Genomic DNA, 12441 nt, shown 5'->3' on the forward strand with positions numbered 1-12441 from the left:
GCACCTGGGAGAGCGGCCGCGGCCGCGACGAGACGCATCCCGGACGCCGTCCGTGTTGTGCAATGCACGGCCGGTGCGTCCGGCTGGACCCCTCGATGTGCGCCTGCGAGCAACCCTCACGCCCGATGTCGATGCTGACGGAGCCGGGCGTTCCCCCTGCGACGTCCTTGTTTGCTATCCGGCATTCTGCGCCAGGACCGGCCGGGACGCCAGCACCTGTTGCGCCGCTCGGGTGCGACCATCGGGCGCCTTCTTCGGAGCTGGACCGGCCGCCGTCGGTCGAGCGCAAAACCCTTCAGAGGATTTCGGAGATCGACTGGCCCTGCAACTCGATGCTCAGTCCCTGCATGCCGAGATCGGTGATCTCGCCGCCCATCGCCTTCAGGCTCTCCTCGCGGATCAACGACATCAGCCCGCGCCGCAGCGCCAGGAATTCCGACGACATCATCATCGCTTGCTGGCGTGGGCGCTCGAGCGGGATCTGGATTTCGGCCTTGATCGAGCCGGGGCGCGCGGTCATGCAGTAGACGCGGTCGGACAGGAAGATCGCCTCGTCGATGTCGTGGGTGACGAACAGCACCGAGATCTTCAGCCGCTGCCACATGTTGGTGAGGATCTGCTGCATGATGATGCGGGTCTGCGCGTCCAGCGCGCCGAACGGCTCGTCGAGCAGCAGCACCTTGGGGCCGGTGGCGAGCGCGCGCACGATGCCGACGCGCTGCTTCATGCCGCCGGAGAGACGCTCGGGATAATGGTTCTCGAACGCCTCGAGACCGGCGAGGCCGAGCAGAGTCCGCGCCGCGCGTGCGCGCTCGAACTTCGCCATGCCGCGCATCTTCAGCCCGAACTCGACGTTCTCGCGCACCGTCTTCCAGGGAAACAGCGAATATTGCTGAAACACCATGCCGCGTTCGGCGCTGGGTCCGGTCACGGCCTGGCCGTCGACCGTGACGATGCCGCTGGTCGGCTTGAGGAAGCCCGCGACAGCGTTGAGCAGTGTCGACTTGCCGCAACCCGACGGTCCGACGATCGAGACGAACTCGCCGGGCTCGACATGGATCTGGGTGTCGGTGACGGCCTCGACGGCGCCGTCGATGGTCTCGTAGCTCAGGGCGAAGTTGCGGACCTCGATATGGCCCTGTCTCGTATCCGCTGCGGCTTGGCTCATCGCGACCTCCAGGGCATCACCAATTGTCCGGCTGCGCGGATCACGAGGCTCGAGCCGAGCCCGAGCACGCCGATCGCGATCATCCCGAGCGCGATGTCGGCATACTGGACCAGTGAATAGGCTTCCCAGGTGAAGTAGCCGATGCCGAACTGTCCCGAGATCATCTCGGCCGCGATCAGCGACACCCATGCGACGCCCATGCCGACGGTGAGGCCAGTGAAGATGTGCGGCAGCGACGCCGGGAAATAGACCTCGCGGAAGATCGACGCCTCCCGGGCGCCAAGGCATTTGGCGGCGCGCACCAGCACGGGATCGACCAGCGTCATGCCGTGCAGGGTGTTGACCAGGATCGGAAAGAACGAGCCGAGAAAGGTGATGAAGACAATGCTCTGCTCGTTGGTCGGCCACAGCATGATCGCCATCGGGACCCAGGCGATGGCCGGAATCGGACGCAGCACCTCGGCGACCGGAAACACGATCTCGTGCGCCAGCTTGAAGCGGCCCATGATCAGGCCGAGCGGCACGCCGACCAGCGCGGCCAGCGAGAACCCGATGAAGATCCGGCGGCAACTGAGCAGGATGTGCATCAGGAATTTCGGATCGTGGATCGCCTTGGTGAAGCTCGCATAGACCGCCAGCGGCGCCGGCACGTTGGTGAACTTCACGAAGAAGACGACGCGGTAGGTCGTCAGCAGGTGCCAGGCGATCAGGAACAGGATCAGCGACGCGGTGCCGATCAGCAGCGACTGCAGCCGGTCCTGGTTCAGCCGGAACCAGCGTGCCGCGCGGGCGGAGACGTGCGGCCGGCTCGGCGGGGGCGCGGTGCCAGGCGCGGCGGCCGCCGCAGCCTGGTCGGGCGACGTCATCAGGGCGGGGCTGCTCAAGTCTTGCCTCCCGCCACCGCCAGCTTCACGGCGTCATCAAGTCCCATCACCTTGCCGCCGATCTTGGCGGCATAGGCCTCGGCATCCTTCTTCAGCAGGAACGGCGCGATCTCGCCATTGGCGGCGGCGAAGAACGCCTGGTCGGCGAACAGCTTGATGCCGCGCGCGGTGTCGAAGACGTAGGCGACGTTGATCTTCTTGCCCTTGGCCTTGTAGTCGGCATAGGCGCCGAGCGTGCAGGTCGCGCTGCTGAAGGCTGTGATGCCCTCGCCGTCGATCCAGACCTCGCCGGCCTTGCGCGGCTCGGTGATCGGCCTGTTGCAGAACTTGTCCTCGCCGGAGATTTCGTAGTTCGCGGTGCTGGCGAGATCCTTGTCATAGTCCAGCTTCAGCTCGGCATAGGCCTTGCGGATGTAGCTGTCGTCCACCCACTTCTTCGGATCGAACTCCTTCATGCGGCCGAGGCTCTGCAGCACCTTGACGTCAGTCGCGGCGGCATCCACCAGCGCCGGCTTGATCGTCGGATCCGTGGTCATGTTGCCGCCGGGACCGAGGAAGATGTAGACGACCTCCTTGTTGATCCCGGTCCATTCCTGGATCTTTTCGGCCGCCGCTTTCGGATCCTGGCGCAGCCACTGGTTGGCGGCGATGACTGCCTTGACATAGGCGATGACGACCTCGGGATACTTCTCCGCAAAGTCGGTGCGGACGACGACGCCGTGGAAGGTCGGCAGGTTGGTCTGGACGCCGTCGAAGATCTTGCGCGCATAGCCGCGGAACGGCAGCAACTCGGCGAACGGAACGAAATCGGCGTGCGCGTCGATCTTCTTTTCCTGCAGGTTCGTCGAGCCGACCTCCGGCGTCTGGCTCACGAGCTGGAAGAAGTCCGCCGGATAGCCGGCGTCCTGAAGCGCCTTCAGCACCATGCCATGTGCGGCCGAGCCGAACGGCACGCTGACCAGCTTGCCCTTGAGGTCGGAGAGTTCATAGTAGGGCGAGTCCTTGTGAACGACGATGCCGTTGCCGGAGCCGGCGAGGCTGTAGGCGGCGACCGCGATCAGCCGGCTCTTGCTCTCGGGATTGTTCTCGAAGGTGAAGCCGTTCACGATCAGCGGGTAGTCGCCCATCATGCCGAACTGCAGCTTGTTCGCCATCATCCCGTTGGTGACGGGCGGGCCGGACGTGAAGTTCTGCCACTCGATTTCGAACTTGATGTTGGCGTATTTGCCGTCCTTGGGCAGATACTTCTCCAGCAGGTGAAGCTGCCGCACGATGGTGCCGGCAGTCACCGTGTTGGTCGTGGTGTCCTGGGTGCCTATGCCGATCGTGACCGTCTCTGCTGCGACGGGCTGCGCCGCAATCAGGGACAGACAGGTGACGGATAGTAAGAGCGCGTGACGGCAGCGGACCATTCTCATCCCCGTTCGGTTGGATGGCTGATGGCGCCATGATGAAGGCCGCGTCCACGAGCGCAAATCCGGAGTTCGGCAGCGGGTGGATTAGTTGCCGTCAAAATCCGGTTGCGTACTCCTTGGGCAATTTCGCTCATGACAGCCGCTTGCATGAGCAGGCCGGCTAATCCGCGGCCTGGCCGCGCATCTCGTCCAGGACGTCGGGCCGGCAGACCACGATCTGCGACCGCCTGGTACGGACGATATTCTTTTCCTGCATCCGCTTGAGGCTGATCGTCACCCACTGCCGCGTCGCGCCGACCATGTGGGCGATATCGGCATGGGTGAAGGCCGCGGCAATGACCTTGCCGTCGGGATCGTCGACGCCATAGAGGTCGACGAGATGCAGCAGCAGATGGGCGAGCCGCTCGGTGATCGAACGGGTCCCCAGCATCTGGGCCAGGGCGGAATAGCATTTTCCCTTGAAGCTCAACCCTTCGATCAGTCCAATCGCGAGATTGGGGATCTCCGCCACCAGCGTTCGCAGCTCCTTGCCGGGAAGCTGGATCACGCTGGCATTGCTGGCCGCGATGCCGGACCATTGATGCACGCCGGTGTCGAACACCTCGGGACCGCCGACGAAATTGCCGACATGCCAATAGGCCAGCGTGATCTCGCGCCCCTGCGGGGACGTGTAGAACACGCGGATGCGGCCGCTCTCGACCAGGAAAATGCCGTCGTGCCGGGCGCCCTGACTGAACAGCGTCTGGCCGCGGTTCAGGACCTTGCGGCGGCCCTGCTTCAGCACCTGCTCACGCTCGCGCAGGCTGAGCCTTTCGATCAGCGACGGCGGGCCGCCGATGGATTGCTGACTTTCGGTGAGCAGGAGCGACGAACTGGTCACCGCGCGTGCCGACGTCATGGGAGAGGGCACGGCTTCCGCAGCTGATTTGGCCGCCTGCAGCAACATGTCTTGCCTCCGCATTGATCATACTGATCAGAAGCGGAGCAATGTTCGTGCCATCCGTCGCCGCGTGAGGGCCTCAAACGGCAGCGAGTTCCCAGAGGTATGATTTCGGATAGATGCCACGATTGTGGCCGTCGGAAAACGCGATGTTCAGGCCGTAGCCGAGGTCACCGACCCCCACGATGCCGATCCCGGGAAATTGCGACGGGAAGCGGCCGTCGAGGCGGGCGCGCTTGCAATGCGCGCACATGCAGGACAGGCGCAGCCGTTCGGCGGACAGCACCGCGGGCGTGCCGCTCGCGTTCCGCAGCCACAATGATGTCAGGTCAGGACTGACCTCGCCGTTGACGATGTCGGCTGCAATCATGGCTCCTCCTGGTTGTACCGAGGCCGGTGCTGTCACGCTAGGGGAGACGGTTCGGAGCACCCAGCAACTAATTGCCTCGTTCGACGGATTGTCGAGCGCTGGTGCTTCGTTAGGCGCGCTCGGCTTTCCCCGGAACAATCTTCGCAACTAATCCACCGTCGCAGCACGTTCGAAATTGCCGGACGGCGCCGTTTCCGCGAGATCGTGCTCAGCAACCGCGACACGGCGCGTCCCGCGCCTCAGGAGACGACGATGAGCGCTTTTCAGACCGAGACGGTGTTGTCGGTCCGGCACTGGACCGATTCGCTGTTCAGCTTCACCGCCACGCGGGATCCGGGCTTCCGCTTCCAGAACGGGCAGTTCGCGATGATCGGACTGGAGGTCGACGGCCGGCCGCTGATGCGCGCCTACAGCATGGCGAGCGCCAATCACGAGGAGGAGCTGGAGTTCTTCAGCATCAAGGTCGCGGACGGGCCGCTGACCTCACGGCTGCAAAAGATCAAGGAGGGTGATCGCATTCTCGTCGGGCGCAAGGCGACGGGAACGCTGATCGCGGGCAACCTCATTCCCGGCAGGCGTCTGCTGCTGCTGTCGACCGGCACCGGGCTGGCGCCGTTCGCCAGTCTGGTCAAGGATCCCGACATCTACGAGACCTATGAGACCATCATTCTGGCCCATGGCTGCCGCCAGGTCTCGGAGCTCGCCTATGGCGAGCAGCTCGTCGACAGCCTGCGCGGCCATGAATTCTTCGGCCCCCTGGTCCGAGATCGGCTGCTTCATTACCCCACGGTGACCCGCGAGCCGTTCCGTAACCGTGGCCGCATCACCGATCTGATCGCATCGGGGCAGATGTTCGCCGACATCGGCGGGCCCGACCTCGATGTCGAGACCGACCGCATCATGCTCTGCGGCAGCCCGGCGATGCTGGCCGAGCTGCAGGCCATGCTGGAGGACCGCGGCTTCGTCGAAGGCAACCACAGCACACCCGGCCATTTCGTGGTCGAGAAGGCGTTCGTCGAGCGCTGAGCGCCGGCGGAAGAATTGCGTCCCGGCGACAACTAATTGCTATCGCTGGGCGCGCCGCTGAACAACTCTGACCCGGACCGGTGGTTTCCCGGCCAAGCAGGAGCTTAGAATGGCAATGGATGAGATCGTCGACGGCCTCTCGGAGGTGTCCTGCGACGTGCTGGTGATCGGCGGCGGTACCGCCGGCCCGATGGCCGCCCTGAAGGCAAAGATGAAGAATCCGAAGGCCAACGTCGTTCTGCTGGAGAAGGCGAACGTCAAGCGCTCCGGCGCGATCTCGATGGGCATGGACGGCCTGAACAACGCCGTCATCCCCGGCTACGCCACGCCGGAGCAATACACCAAGGAAATCACGATCGCCAATGACGGCATCGTGGATCAGAAGGCGGTCTACAAATACGCCAAGAGCTGCTACGGGATCATCGAAGAGCTCGACAGCTTCGGCATCCGCTTTCTCAAGAACGAGAACGGCGACTACGCCGTCAAGAAAGTTCACCACATCGGTACCTATGTGCTGCCGATGCCGAACGGCGAGACCGTCAAGAAGGCGTTGTACCGTCAGTTGCGCCGGGCGCGCATCCTGATTTCCAACCGCTACATGGCGACGCGGCTCTTGAAGTCGAGCGATGGCCGCATTGCCGGCGCCGTCAGCGTCAACACCCGCACCGCCGAGATGCTGGTGATCAAGGCCAAGGCTGTCATCCTGTGCATGGGCGCGGCGGGGCGGCTCGGCCTGCCGACGTCGGGCTACATGTTCGGCACTTATGAGAACGCCGCCAATTCCGGCGACGGCTATGCGATGGCCTATCACGCGGGCGCGGCGCTCGCCAATCTCGAATGCTTCCAGATCAATCCGCTGATCAAGGATTATAACGGCCCGGCCTGCGCCTATGTCGCCGGGCCCTTCGGCGCCTACACCGCCAACAACGAGGACCGCCGCTTCATCGAGTGCGACTATTGGTCGGGCCAGATGATGCTGGAGTTCTACAACGAGCTGCTGTCGGGCAAGGGGCCCGTGTTCCTGCAGCTCAAGCACCTGCACGACAAGACCATCGAGGAGATCGAGCACACCCTGCACAAGGTCGAGCGACCCACGCGCGGGCTGTTCCAGGAGGGCCGCGGCGTCGACTACCGCAAGGAATCGATCGAGATGCACATCTCCGAGATCGGCTTCTGCTCAGGCCACAGCGCGTCGGGCGTGTTCGTCGACGACAATGCCCGCACGACCGTGCCCGGGCTCTATGCGGCCGGTGACATGGCCAGCGTTCCGCACAACTACATGCTGGGCGCATTCACCAACGGGTCGTTCGCCGGGCTCGACGCGATGGAGTTCGCCGACAACCATGATTTCGGCGAAATCGATGCCGCCGAGGTCGCGCTGGAGCGCGAGCGCGTGCTGGCGCCGACCAAGCGCGAGGACGGCATTCCGCCGAACCAGATCGAGTATAAGACGCGGAGGCTCGTCAACGACTATCTGCAGCCGCCGAAGGTGACGCGGAAGTACGAGCTCGGCATGCGCCGGCTCGCCGAGGTCCGCGAGGACATGCAGGAGCGCATGATCGCGCGCAACGCGCACGAGCTGCTGCGTGCGCTGGAGGTGCAGTCGATCATGGATTGCGCTGATATGGCGGCCCATGCCTCGCTGTTCCGCGAGGAGAGCCGCTGGGGGCTCTATCACTGGCGCACCGATTTTCCGGACAAGGACAACGAGAACTGGTTCTGCCACACGCTGCTGAGCAAGCAGGACGGCCGCATGACCAGCGAGAAGCGGGCGGTGCAACCCTATGTCGTGCCGATCGCGGACGACGAGAAGGACCTCTACGACAAGCAGCGCATCCGCGCCAGCGCCTGACGATCAGACGGAGAACGAGACATGCCTCTTGCCACCTATCAGACGTCGGTTCCGGTCGTCGTCGACGACGCCAAATGCATCGCCGACAAGGGCTGCACGGTCTGCGTCGACGTCTGCCCGCTCGACGTGCTCAGGATCAGCGACATGACCGGCAAGGCCTTCATGGCCTATGATGAATGCTGGTACTGCATGCCCTGCGAAGCGGATTGCCCGACCGGCGCCGTCACCGTCAACATTCCCTATCTGTTGAGGTGATCATGTCGAGCCCGTTCGAAGCCTATGACGATCTCGACGACGCCGACGAGCGGCTCGGCGCCGCCGATCCGGCGGAGCGGCGGGTCGCGATCATCGCATTGGGACATTCCGGCGATCCCGCCGCGGTCGCGCATCTGGCGAAGATGGTCGCCGATCCCGACGCCGGCGTGCGCCAGCAGGTCGCCATGGCGCTCGGTGAGTTCGACGGGCCTGAGGCGGCGGAGGCGCTGGTCCAGCTGCTCGTCGATCCCGAGCGGATCGTCGCCTCGGCGGCCGCCGACAGTCTCGCCGAGTTCAAGGATCCCGCTTCGGCCGACGCCATCCTGCCGCTGGTGAAGCATGCGCATGCCTTCGTCCGCATGGGCGCGCTGCGCGCGCTGAAGGAGCTGCGGCGCAAGGACACGCTCAAGCCGGCGCTGGAGGCGCTGCAGGATCCGGATGCCGCCGTCCGCGTGCAGGCGATCGGCGTCATCGGCTTCCTCAAGCTCGAGGAGTCGATTCCGGCGCTGACGGCGCTGATCGGAGATCCCGATGCGCATGTCCGCCGCGCGGCGGTCAGTGCGCTCGCCTTCTCGCACATGAAGATCGCCGCGGAGACCATCACCCGCGCACTCAGGGATTCCGACTGGATGGTGCGGGAGATGGCGGCCGAGACGCTCGGGCTCAATGTCAATGGTGCCGTCGCCGCCGATCCGTTGATCGCCTGCCTGGCGGATGAGTTCTGGCAGGTGCGCCTGAAGGCGATCCGCAGCCTCGGACGCATGAAGGTGCTGCATGCGGTGCGGCCGATCGGCCAATGCATCACCCATGAGCAGGCCAATCTGCGCAAGGAGGCGGCGGCTGCGCTGGGCGAGATCGCCGCGCCCGACGGCGAGCCGTACCTCGCGCTGGTCGCCGACGACCTCGATCCAGACGTGCGCAAGAACGCGAGATGGGCGCTGCACCAGATCGCGGCGAGCAAGGCGAGAACCGGCGCGTAGTCGCACGCCGGCCACGAGCGTTCCCGACCGCCTGGCGAACCAGGCGGCAAGCCAGATGACGGGCCTTGCGACGATGATGTCGCGGCCGATCGCGCGCGAGCCCGCGGGGTCGCGCGGCGCACGTTCGCGTGCACCCCACGTCCGGTTCTGGACGGCTCCCGGATTGTCTGACAGAAACGTCGGACGCATCCATCGGGCATCATCACCGCTGCAGCGCAAACGAGGAGCGGCCGGCCGATCCGGCCATGGTCACACGCCTCCGTTGCCTCGGCTGTCGAACGGCCGCGTGGTGATGCGCCGTGCCGGGGTCTGACATGACCGCGGACGAGCTGCAAAGGAAGTCGGAGAGCTGCCATGAACGCCAATGTCAAACTGCCTGCCGCCAAGGGCGTCTTCATCGACAACAAGTGGCAGCCCGCGCAGTCGGGCCGCACCATCGCGATGCTGGCGCCGGCGACCGGCCAGGTGATCGCCTCGATTGCCGCCGGTGACGCAGCGGACATCGATCTTGCCGTAGCGGCGGCGCGCCGTGCGCTCGAAGGGCCGTGGGGCCGGCTCGCCGCAGTGGAGCGCGGGCGCCTGCTGTCGAAGCTTGGCCGCCTCGTCGAGGATCATGCCGAGGAGCTCGCGAAGCTCGAAGCGGCCGATACCGGCAAGCCGATGAAGCAGGCCAGGGCGGACGTCGTCGCCGTCGCGCGCTATTTCGAATATTACGGCGGCGCCGCCGACAAGGTGCATGGCGACACCATTCCTTTCCTGGACGGCTTCTTCGTCACGACCGTCTACGAGCCGCTCGGCGTCACCGGCCATATCATTCCATGGAATTATCCGGGGCAGATGTTCGGCCGCACCGTCGCGCCGGCATTGGCGATGGGCAACGCGACCGTGATCAAACCGGCCGAGGAGGCCTGCCTGGTGCCGCTGCGTCTTGCCGAGCTCGCGGCGGAAGCCGGCTTCCCCGCCGGTGCGATCAACGTCGTGCCGGGTCTCGGTGAGGAGGCGGGTGCGGCGCTGTCGGCGCATGACGGCATCGACTTCATCTCCTTCACCGGCAGCCCCGAGGTCGGCACGCTGGTGCAGACCGCGGCTGCGAGGAATCACATCGGCTGCACGCTCGAGCTCGGCGGCAAGTCGCCGCAGATCGTGTTCGCCGACGCCGATCTCGATGCCGCATTGACTTCGGTGGCCGCGGCGATCGTGCAGAACGCCGGCCAGACCTGCTCGGCCGGCTCGCGCGTGCTGGTGGAGCGCTCGATCTGGGACCGCTTCCTCGCCGACCTCACCTTGCGCTTCGAGAAGATCACGGCCGGTACGCCGGAGATGGACCTCGATCTCGGCCCGGTCATCAGCGCGGTCCAGAAGACGCGGATCGAAAACATGCTGGCGCGCGCCGAAAGCGGCGGGGCTAGGCGCGTGGCGACAGGCAGGATCGCCGAAGGCGTGCCCGGCGAGGGCTTCTACGTCGCACCGGCACTGTATCAGCACGTCGCGCGCGACTCCGAGCTGGCGCGCGAGGAGGTGTTCGGTCCGGTGCTGGCGGCGATGCCGTTCGACGACGAGGCCGACGCCGTCAGGCTCGCCAACGCCACCGATTTCGGCCTGGTCGCCGGCGTCTGGTCGCGCGACGGCTCGCGCGCGATGCGCGTCGCGCGCAAGGTCAAGGTCGGCCAGATGTTCGTCAACGGCTACGGCGCCGGCGGCGGCATCGAGCTGCCGTTCGGCGGCATGAAGAAGTCGGGCTACGGCCGCGAGAAGGGCTTCGAGGCGCTGTACGAGCTCGCCGCGATGAAGACCCTGATCGTCAAGCACGGCTAGATCAGTGGAGCCGGGGCTCCGGTCAATTCCGCCGCACGGACGCGACGACGCATGCCGTGCGGCGTTGTTGTCAGTCCGCGCGGCGAAGCGCTAATGACGTCAGGTGTTAAAAGGGAGACGAGCGGATGAGCGACGAAAAGGAATTGTTCGAGAAGGGCCTGAAGGTGCGCCGCGAGGTGCTCGGCGCGGCCTATGTCGATGGCAGCCTCGCCAAGGCCGACGACTTCATGATGGCGTTCCAGCACATCACCACCGAAATGTGCTGGGGCTATGCCTGGACCCGGCCCGGGCTCGATCGCCGCACCCGCAGCATCATCAATCTCGCAATGCTGACCGCGCTCAGCAAGCCGAGCGAATTGAAGCTGCACGTCAAGGGCGCGCTCACCAACGGCGTCACGGTCGACGAGATCAAGGAGATCCTGCTGCACGCAACCGTGTATTGCGGCATTCCCGCGGGCCTCGAGGCGTTCAAGGCGGCCCATGAGGTGCTGGTCGCGGAGGGCGCCATCGCCAAGAAGGACGGCGCATGAGCGCCCCGCAAAGGGTCCTGTTCGTCGGCATCGGCAACATGGGCTGGCCGATGGCCGCGCGCCTGCTCGGCGCCGGCTTTGCGGTTGCCGTCAATGATGCCGTGCCCGGTCGCGCCGAAGATTTCGCGCGCCGGGTCGGCGGCATCACGGCGGGGGATCTTGCGGAGGCAGCGGCAGATGCCGATGTCATCATCACGATGCTGCCGACCAGCAAACATGTCGCGGACGCGGTCGCGGCATTGCGCGCCGGCCTGAAGCAGGATCACATCCTGATCGACATGAGCTCCGGCGCGCCGGCGGCCACGCAGGCGATTGCGGCCGATCTCGCCCCGCTCGGCGTGACCATGCTCGATGCGCCCGTGAGCGGCGGCGTGCCGCGCGCGGTGACCGGCGAGCTCGCGATCATGGCCGGCGGCGATGCCGCCGCGCTCGACCGCGTCGAGCCGCTGCTGCGCGCCATGGGCACCACGATCCACCGCATCGGCGGTCTCGGCTCTGGCCAGGCGATGAAGGCGCTCAACAACCTCGTCTCCGCCGGCGGCTTCCTGATCGGCATCGAGGCGCTGCTGATCGGCCAGCAATTCGGCATCGATCCCGGCCTGATGACCGACGTGCTCAACGCCTCGACCGGCATGAACAACTCGACGCAGAAGAAGTTCAGGCAGTTCGTGCTGTCGCGCCAGTTCAACAGCGGCTTCGGCCTCGACCTGATGGTGAAGGACCTGTCGATCGCGCTCGAGGTCGCGCGCGCCAGCGGCGTCGCTGCACCGTTCTCCAATCTCTGCCGCGAACTGAGCGCCAGCGCGCAGGGATTGCTCGGACCGGGCCAGGACCACACGGCGCTGGCGAAGCTGAGCGAGGCGCTGGCCGGCGTCGAGCTGAAGGGCTGACTACCCCTGGCGCCGCAGGAAGCCGGTGATCGTCACCTTCTCCCAGATCCCGGCCGCGGCGAACGGGTCGGCGCGATTGAAGGCTTCGACCTCGGCGCGACCGGGAGCCTCGACCAGGAACAGGCTTCCGATCATCGTCGAGCCATCGTCGGAAACGAGCGGGCCGGACATCACGATCGTGACGGGCAGGCGGGCGCTGTCGCCGAGATAGGCCTTGTGGGCATCGTAGTTGGCAAGCCGAACCGGCAGCGCGTCGCGCTTGTCGAGCGCGTGAATCGCAAACAGCATGAGTTCTCTCCGCAAGTCGAAGCAGGAC

13 protein-coding genes are annotated in these 12441 nt (G+C 65.6%); 7 read left to right on the top strand and 6 right to left on the bottom strand.

Annotation, left to right across the window (positions count from 1 at the left end; all coding sequences use genetic code 11):
* Positions 1 to 295: 295 nt before the first annotated feature.
* The 5 genes from ACQR1D_RS20280 to ACQR1D_RS20300 form a co-directional block, all read right to left on the bottom strand.
* The gene (locus ACQR1D_RS20280) at positions 296 to 1168 is read right to left on the bottom strand and encodes an ABC transporter ATP-binding protein (RefSeq protein ID WP_315802033.1); all 873 of its coding nucleotides are present in this window, start codon (positions 1166 to 1168) and stop codon (positions 296 to 298) included.
* Entirely contained in the window at positions 1165 to 2052 is an 888-nt protein-coding gene (locus tag ACQR1D_RS20285) for an ABC transporter permease (protein WP_434839351.1), read from the bottom strand. Before ACQR1D_RS20285 ends, ACQR1D_RS20280 begins: the two co-directional genes overlap by 4 nt.
* Positions 2049 to 3464, bottom strand: coding sequence for an ABC transporter substrate-binding protein (locus tag ACQR1D_RS20290; RefSeq protein WP_315802035.1), 1416 nt, complete (start codon positions 3462 to 3464; stop codon positions 2049 to 2051). Before ACQR1D_RS20290 ends, ACQR1D_RS20285 begins: the two co-directional genes overlap by 4 nt.
* A gap of 163 nt (positions 3465 to 3627) precedes the next feature.
* On the bottom strand, positions 3628 to 4413 hold the full coding sequence (locus ACQR1D_RS20295) for a Crp/Fnr family transcriptional regulator (RefSeq protein WP_315802036.1): 786 nt from the start codon (positions 4411 to 4413) through the stop codon (positions 3628 to 3630).
* Between the two features lie 73 nt (positions 4414 to 4486).
* A complete protein-coding gene (locus ACQR1D_RS20300) occupies positions 4487 to 4777 on the bottom strand; it encodes a gamma-butyrobetaine hydroxylase-like domain-containing protein (RefSeq protein ID WP_434839350.1) in 291 nt (96 codons plus the stop codon).
* Positions 4778 to 5029: 252 nt separating this feature from the next.
* On the opposite strand from ACQR1D_RS20300, the gene ACQR1D_RS20305 reads away from it, so the two are divergent.
* From ACQR1D_RS20305 to ACQR1D_RS20335, 7 genes are all read left to right on the top strand, one after another.
* Complete coding sequence (locus tag ACQR1D_RS20305) at positions 5030 to 5803, top strand: ferredoxin--NADP reductase (protein ID WP_434839349.1); 774 nt, start codon at positions 5030 to 5032, stop codon at positions 5801 to 5803.
* 109 nt (positions 5804 to 5912) lie between these two features.
* On the top strand, positions 5913 to 7655 hold the full coding sequence (locus ACQR1D_RS20310; protein ID WP_434839348.1) for a fumarate reductase/succinate dehydrogenase flavoprotein subunit: 1743 nt from the start codon (positions 5913 to 5915) through the stop codon (positions 7653 to 7655).
* A gap of 21 nt (positions 7656 to 7676) precedes the next feature.
* On the top strand, positions 7677 to 7910 hold the full coding sequence (locus ACQR1D_RS20315; RefSeq protein ID WP_006609939.1) for a 4Fe-4S dicluster domain-containing protein: 234 nt from the start codon (positions 7677 to 7679) through the stop codon (positions 7908 to 7910).
* A gap of 2 nt (positions 7911 to 7912) precedes the next feature.
* Positions 7913 to 8890, top strand: coding sequence for a HEAT repeat domain-containing protein (locus ACQR1D_RS20320; RefSeq protein WP_316181615.1), 978 nt, complete (start codon positions 7913 to 7915; stop codon positions 8888 to 8890).
* A 354-nt stretch (positions 8891 to 9244) separates the two neighbouring features.
* Positions 9245 to 10705 carry an aldehyde dehydrogenase family protein gene (locus ACQR1D_RS20325; protein WP_434893988.1) on the top strand — a complete coding sequence of 487 codons (1461 nt, stop codon included), beginning with the start codon at positions 9245 to 9247 and terminating at the stop codon, positions 10703 to 10705.
* A gap of 125 nt (positions 10706 to 10830) precedes the next feature.
* Positions 10831 to 11235, top strand: a complete 405-nt coding sequence (locus tag ACQR1D_RS20330) for a carboxymuconolactone decarboxylase family protein (RefSeq protein ID WP_315713518.1) — start codon at positions 10831 to 10833, stop codon at positions 11233 to 11235.
* Positions 11232 to 12125, top strand: a complete 894-nt coding sequence (locus tag ACQR1D_RS20335) for an NAD(P)-dependent oxidoreductase (protein WP_434893989.1) — start codon at positions 11232 to 11234, stop codon at positions 12123 to 12125. Before ACQR1D_RS20330 ends, ACQR1D_RS20335 begins: the two co-directional genes overlap by 4 nt.
* On the opposite strand, the gene ACQR1D_RS20340 is transcribed toward ACQR1D_RS20335, so the two are convergent.
* A complete protein-coding gene (locus tag ACQR1D_RS20340) occupies positions 12126 to 12413 on the bottom strand; it encodes a YciI family protein (RefSeq protein ID WP_315752359.1) in 288 nt (95 codons plus the stop codon).
* Positions 12414 to 12441 lie beyond the last annotated feature (28 nt).

This window comes from Bradyrhizobium sp. HKCCYLRH2047, assembly GCF_051168175.1.
In the GTDB taxonomy this organism is placed as follows: domain Bacteria; phylum Pseudomonadota; class Alphaproteobacteria; order Rhizobiales; family Xanthobacteraceae; genus Bradyrhizobium.

Bases quoted from the DNA above. Each gene is read 5' to 3' on its own strand.
- ACQR1D_RS20325 (WP_434893988.1), top strand. From the start codon at position 9,245: ATGAACGCCAATGTCAAACTGCCTGCCGCCAAGGGCGTCTTCATCGAC.
- ACQR1D_RS20335 (WP_434893989.1), top strand. From the start codon at position 11,232: ATGAGCGCCCCGCAAAGGGTCCTGTTCGTCGGCATCGGCAACATGGGC.
- ACQR1D_RS20310 (WP_434839348.1), top strand. From the start codon at position 5,913: ATGGCAATGGATGAGATCGTCGACGGCCTCTCGGAGGTGTCCTGCGAC.
- ACQR1D_RS20330 (WP_315713518.1), top strand. From the start codon at position 10,831: ATGAGCGACGAAAAGGAATTGTTCGAGAAGGGCCTGAAGGTGCGCCGC.
- ACQR1D_RS20320 (WP_316181615.1), top strand. From the start codon at position 7,913: ATGTCGAGCCCGTTCGAAGCCTATGACGATCTCGACGACGCCGACGAG.
- ACQR1D_RS20315 (WP_006609939.1), top strand. From the start codon at position 7,677: ATGCCTCTTGCCACCTATCAGACGTCGGTTCCGGTCGTCGTCGACGAC.
- ACQR1D_RS20305 (WP_434839349.1), top strand. From the start codon at position 5,030: ATGAGCGCTTTTCAGACCGAGACGGTGTTGTCGGTCCGGCACTGGACC.
- ACQR1D_RS20300 (WP_434839350.1), bottom strand. From the start codon at position 4,777: ATGATTGCAGCCGACATCGTCAACGGCGAGGTCAGTCCTGACCTGACA.
- ACQR1D_RS20295 (WP_315802036.1), bottom strand. From the start codon at position 4,413: ATGTTGCTGCAGGCGGCCAAATCAGCTGCGGAAGCCGTGCCCTCTCCC.
- ACQR1D_RS20290 (WP_315802035.1), bottom strand. From the start codon at position 3,464: ATGGTCCGCTGCCGTCACGCGCTCTTACTATCCGTCACCTGTCTGTCC.
- ACQR1D_RS20340 (WP_315752359.1), bottom strand. From the start codon at position 12,413: ATGCTGTTTGCGATTCACGCGCTCGACAAGCGCGACGCGCTGCCGGTT.
- ACQR1D_RS20280 (WP_315802033.1), bottom strand. From the start codon at position 1,168: ATGAGCCAAGCCGCAGCGGATACGAGACAGGGCCATATCGAGGTCCGC.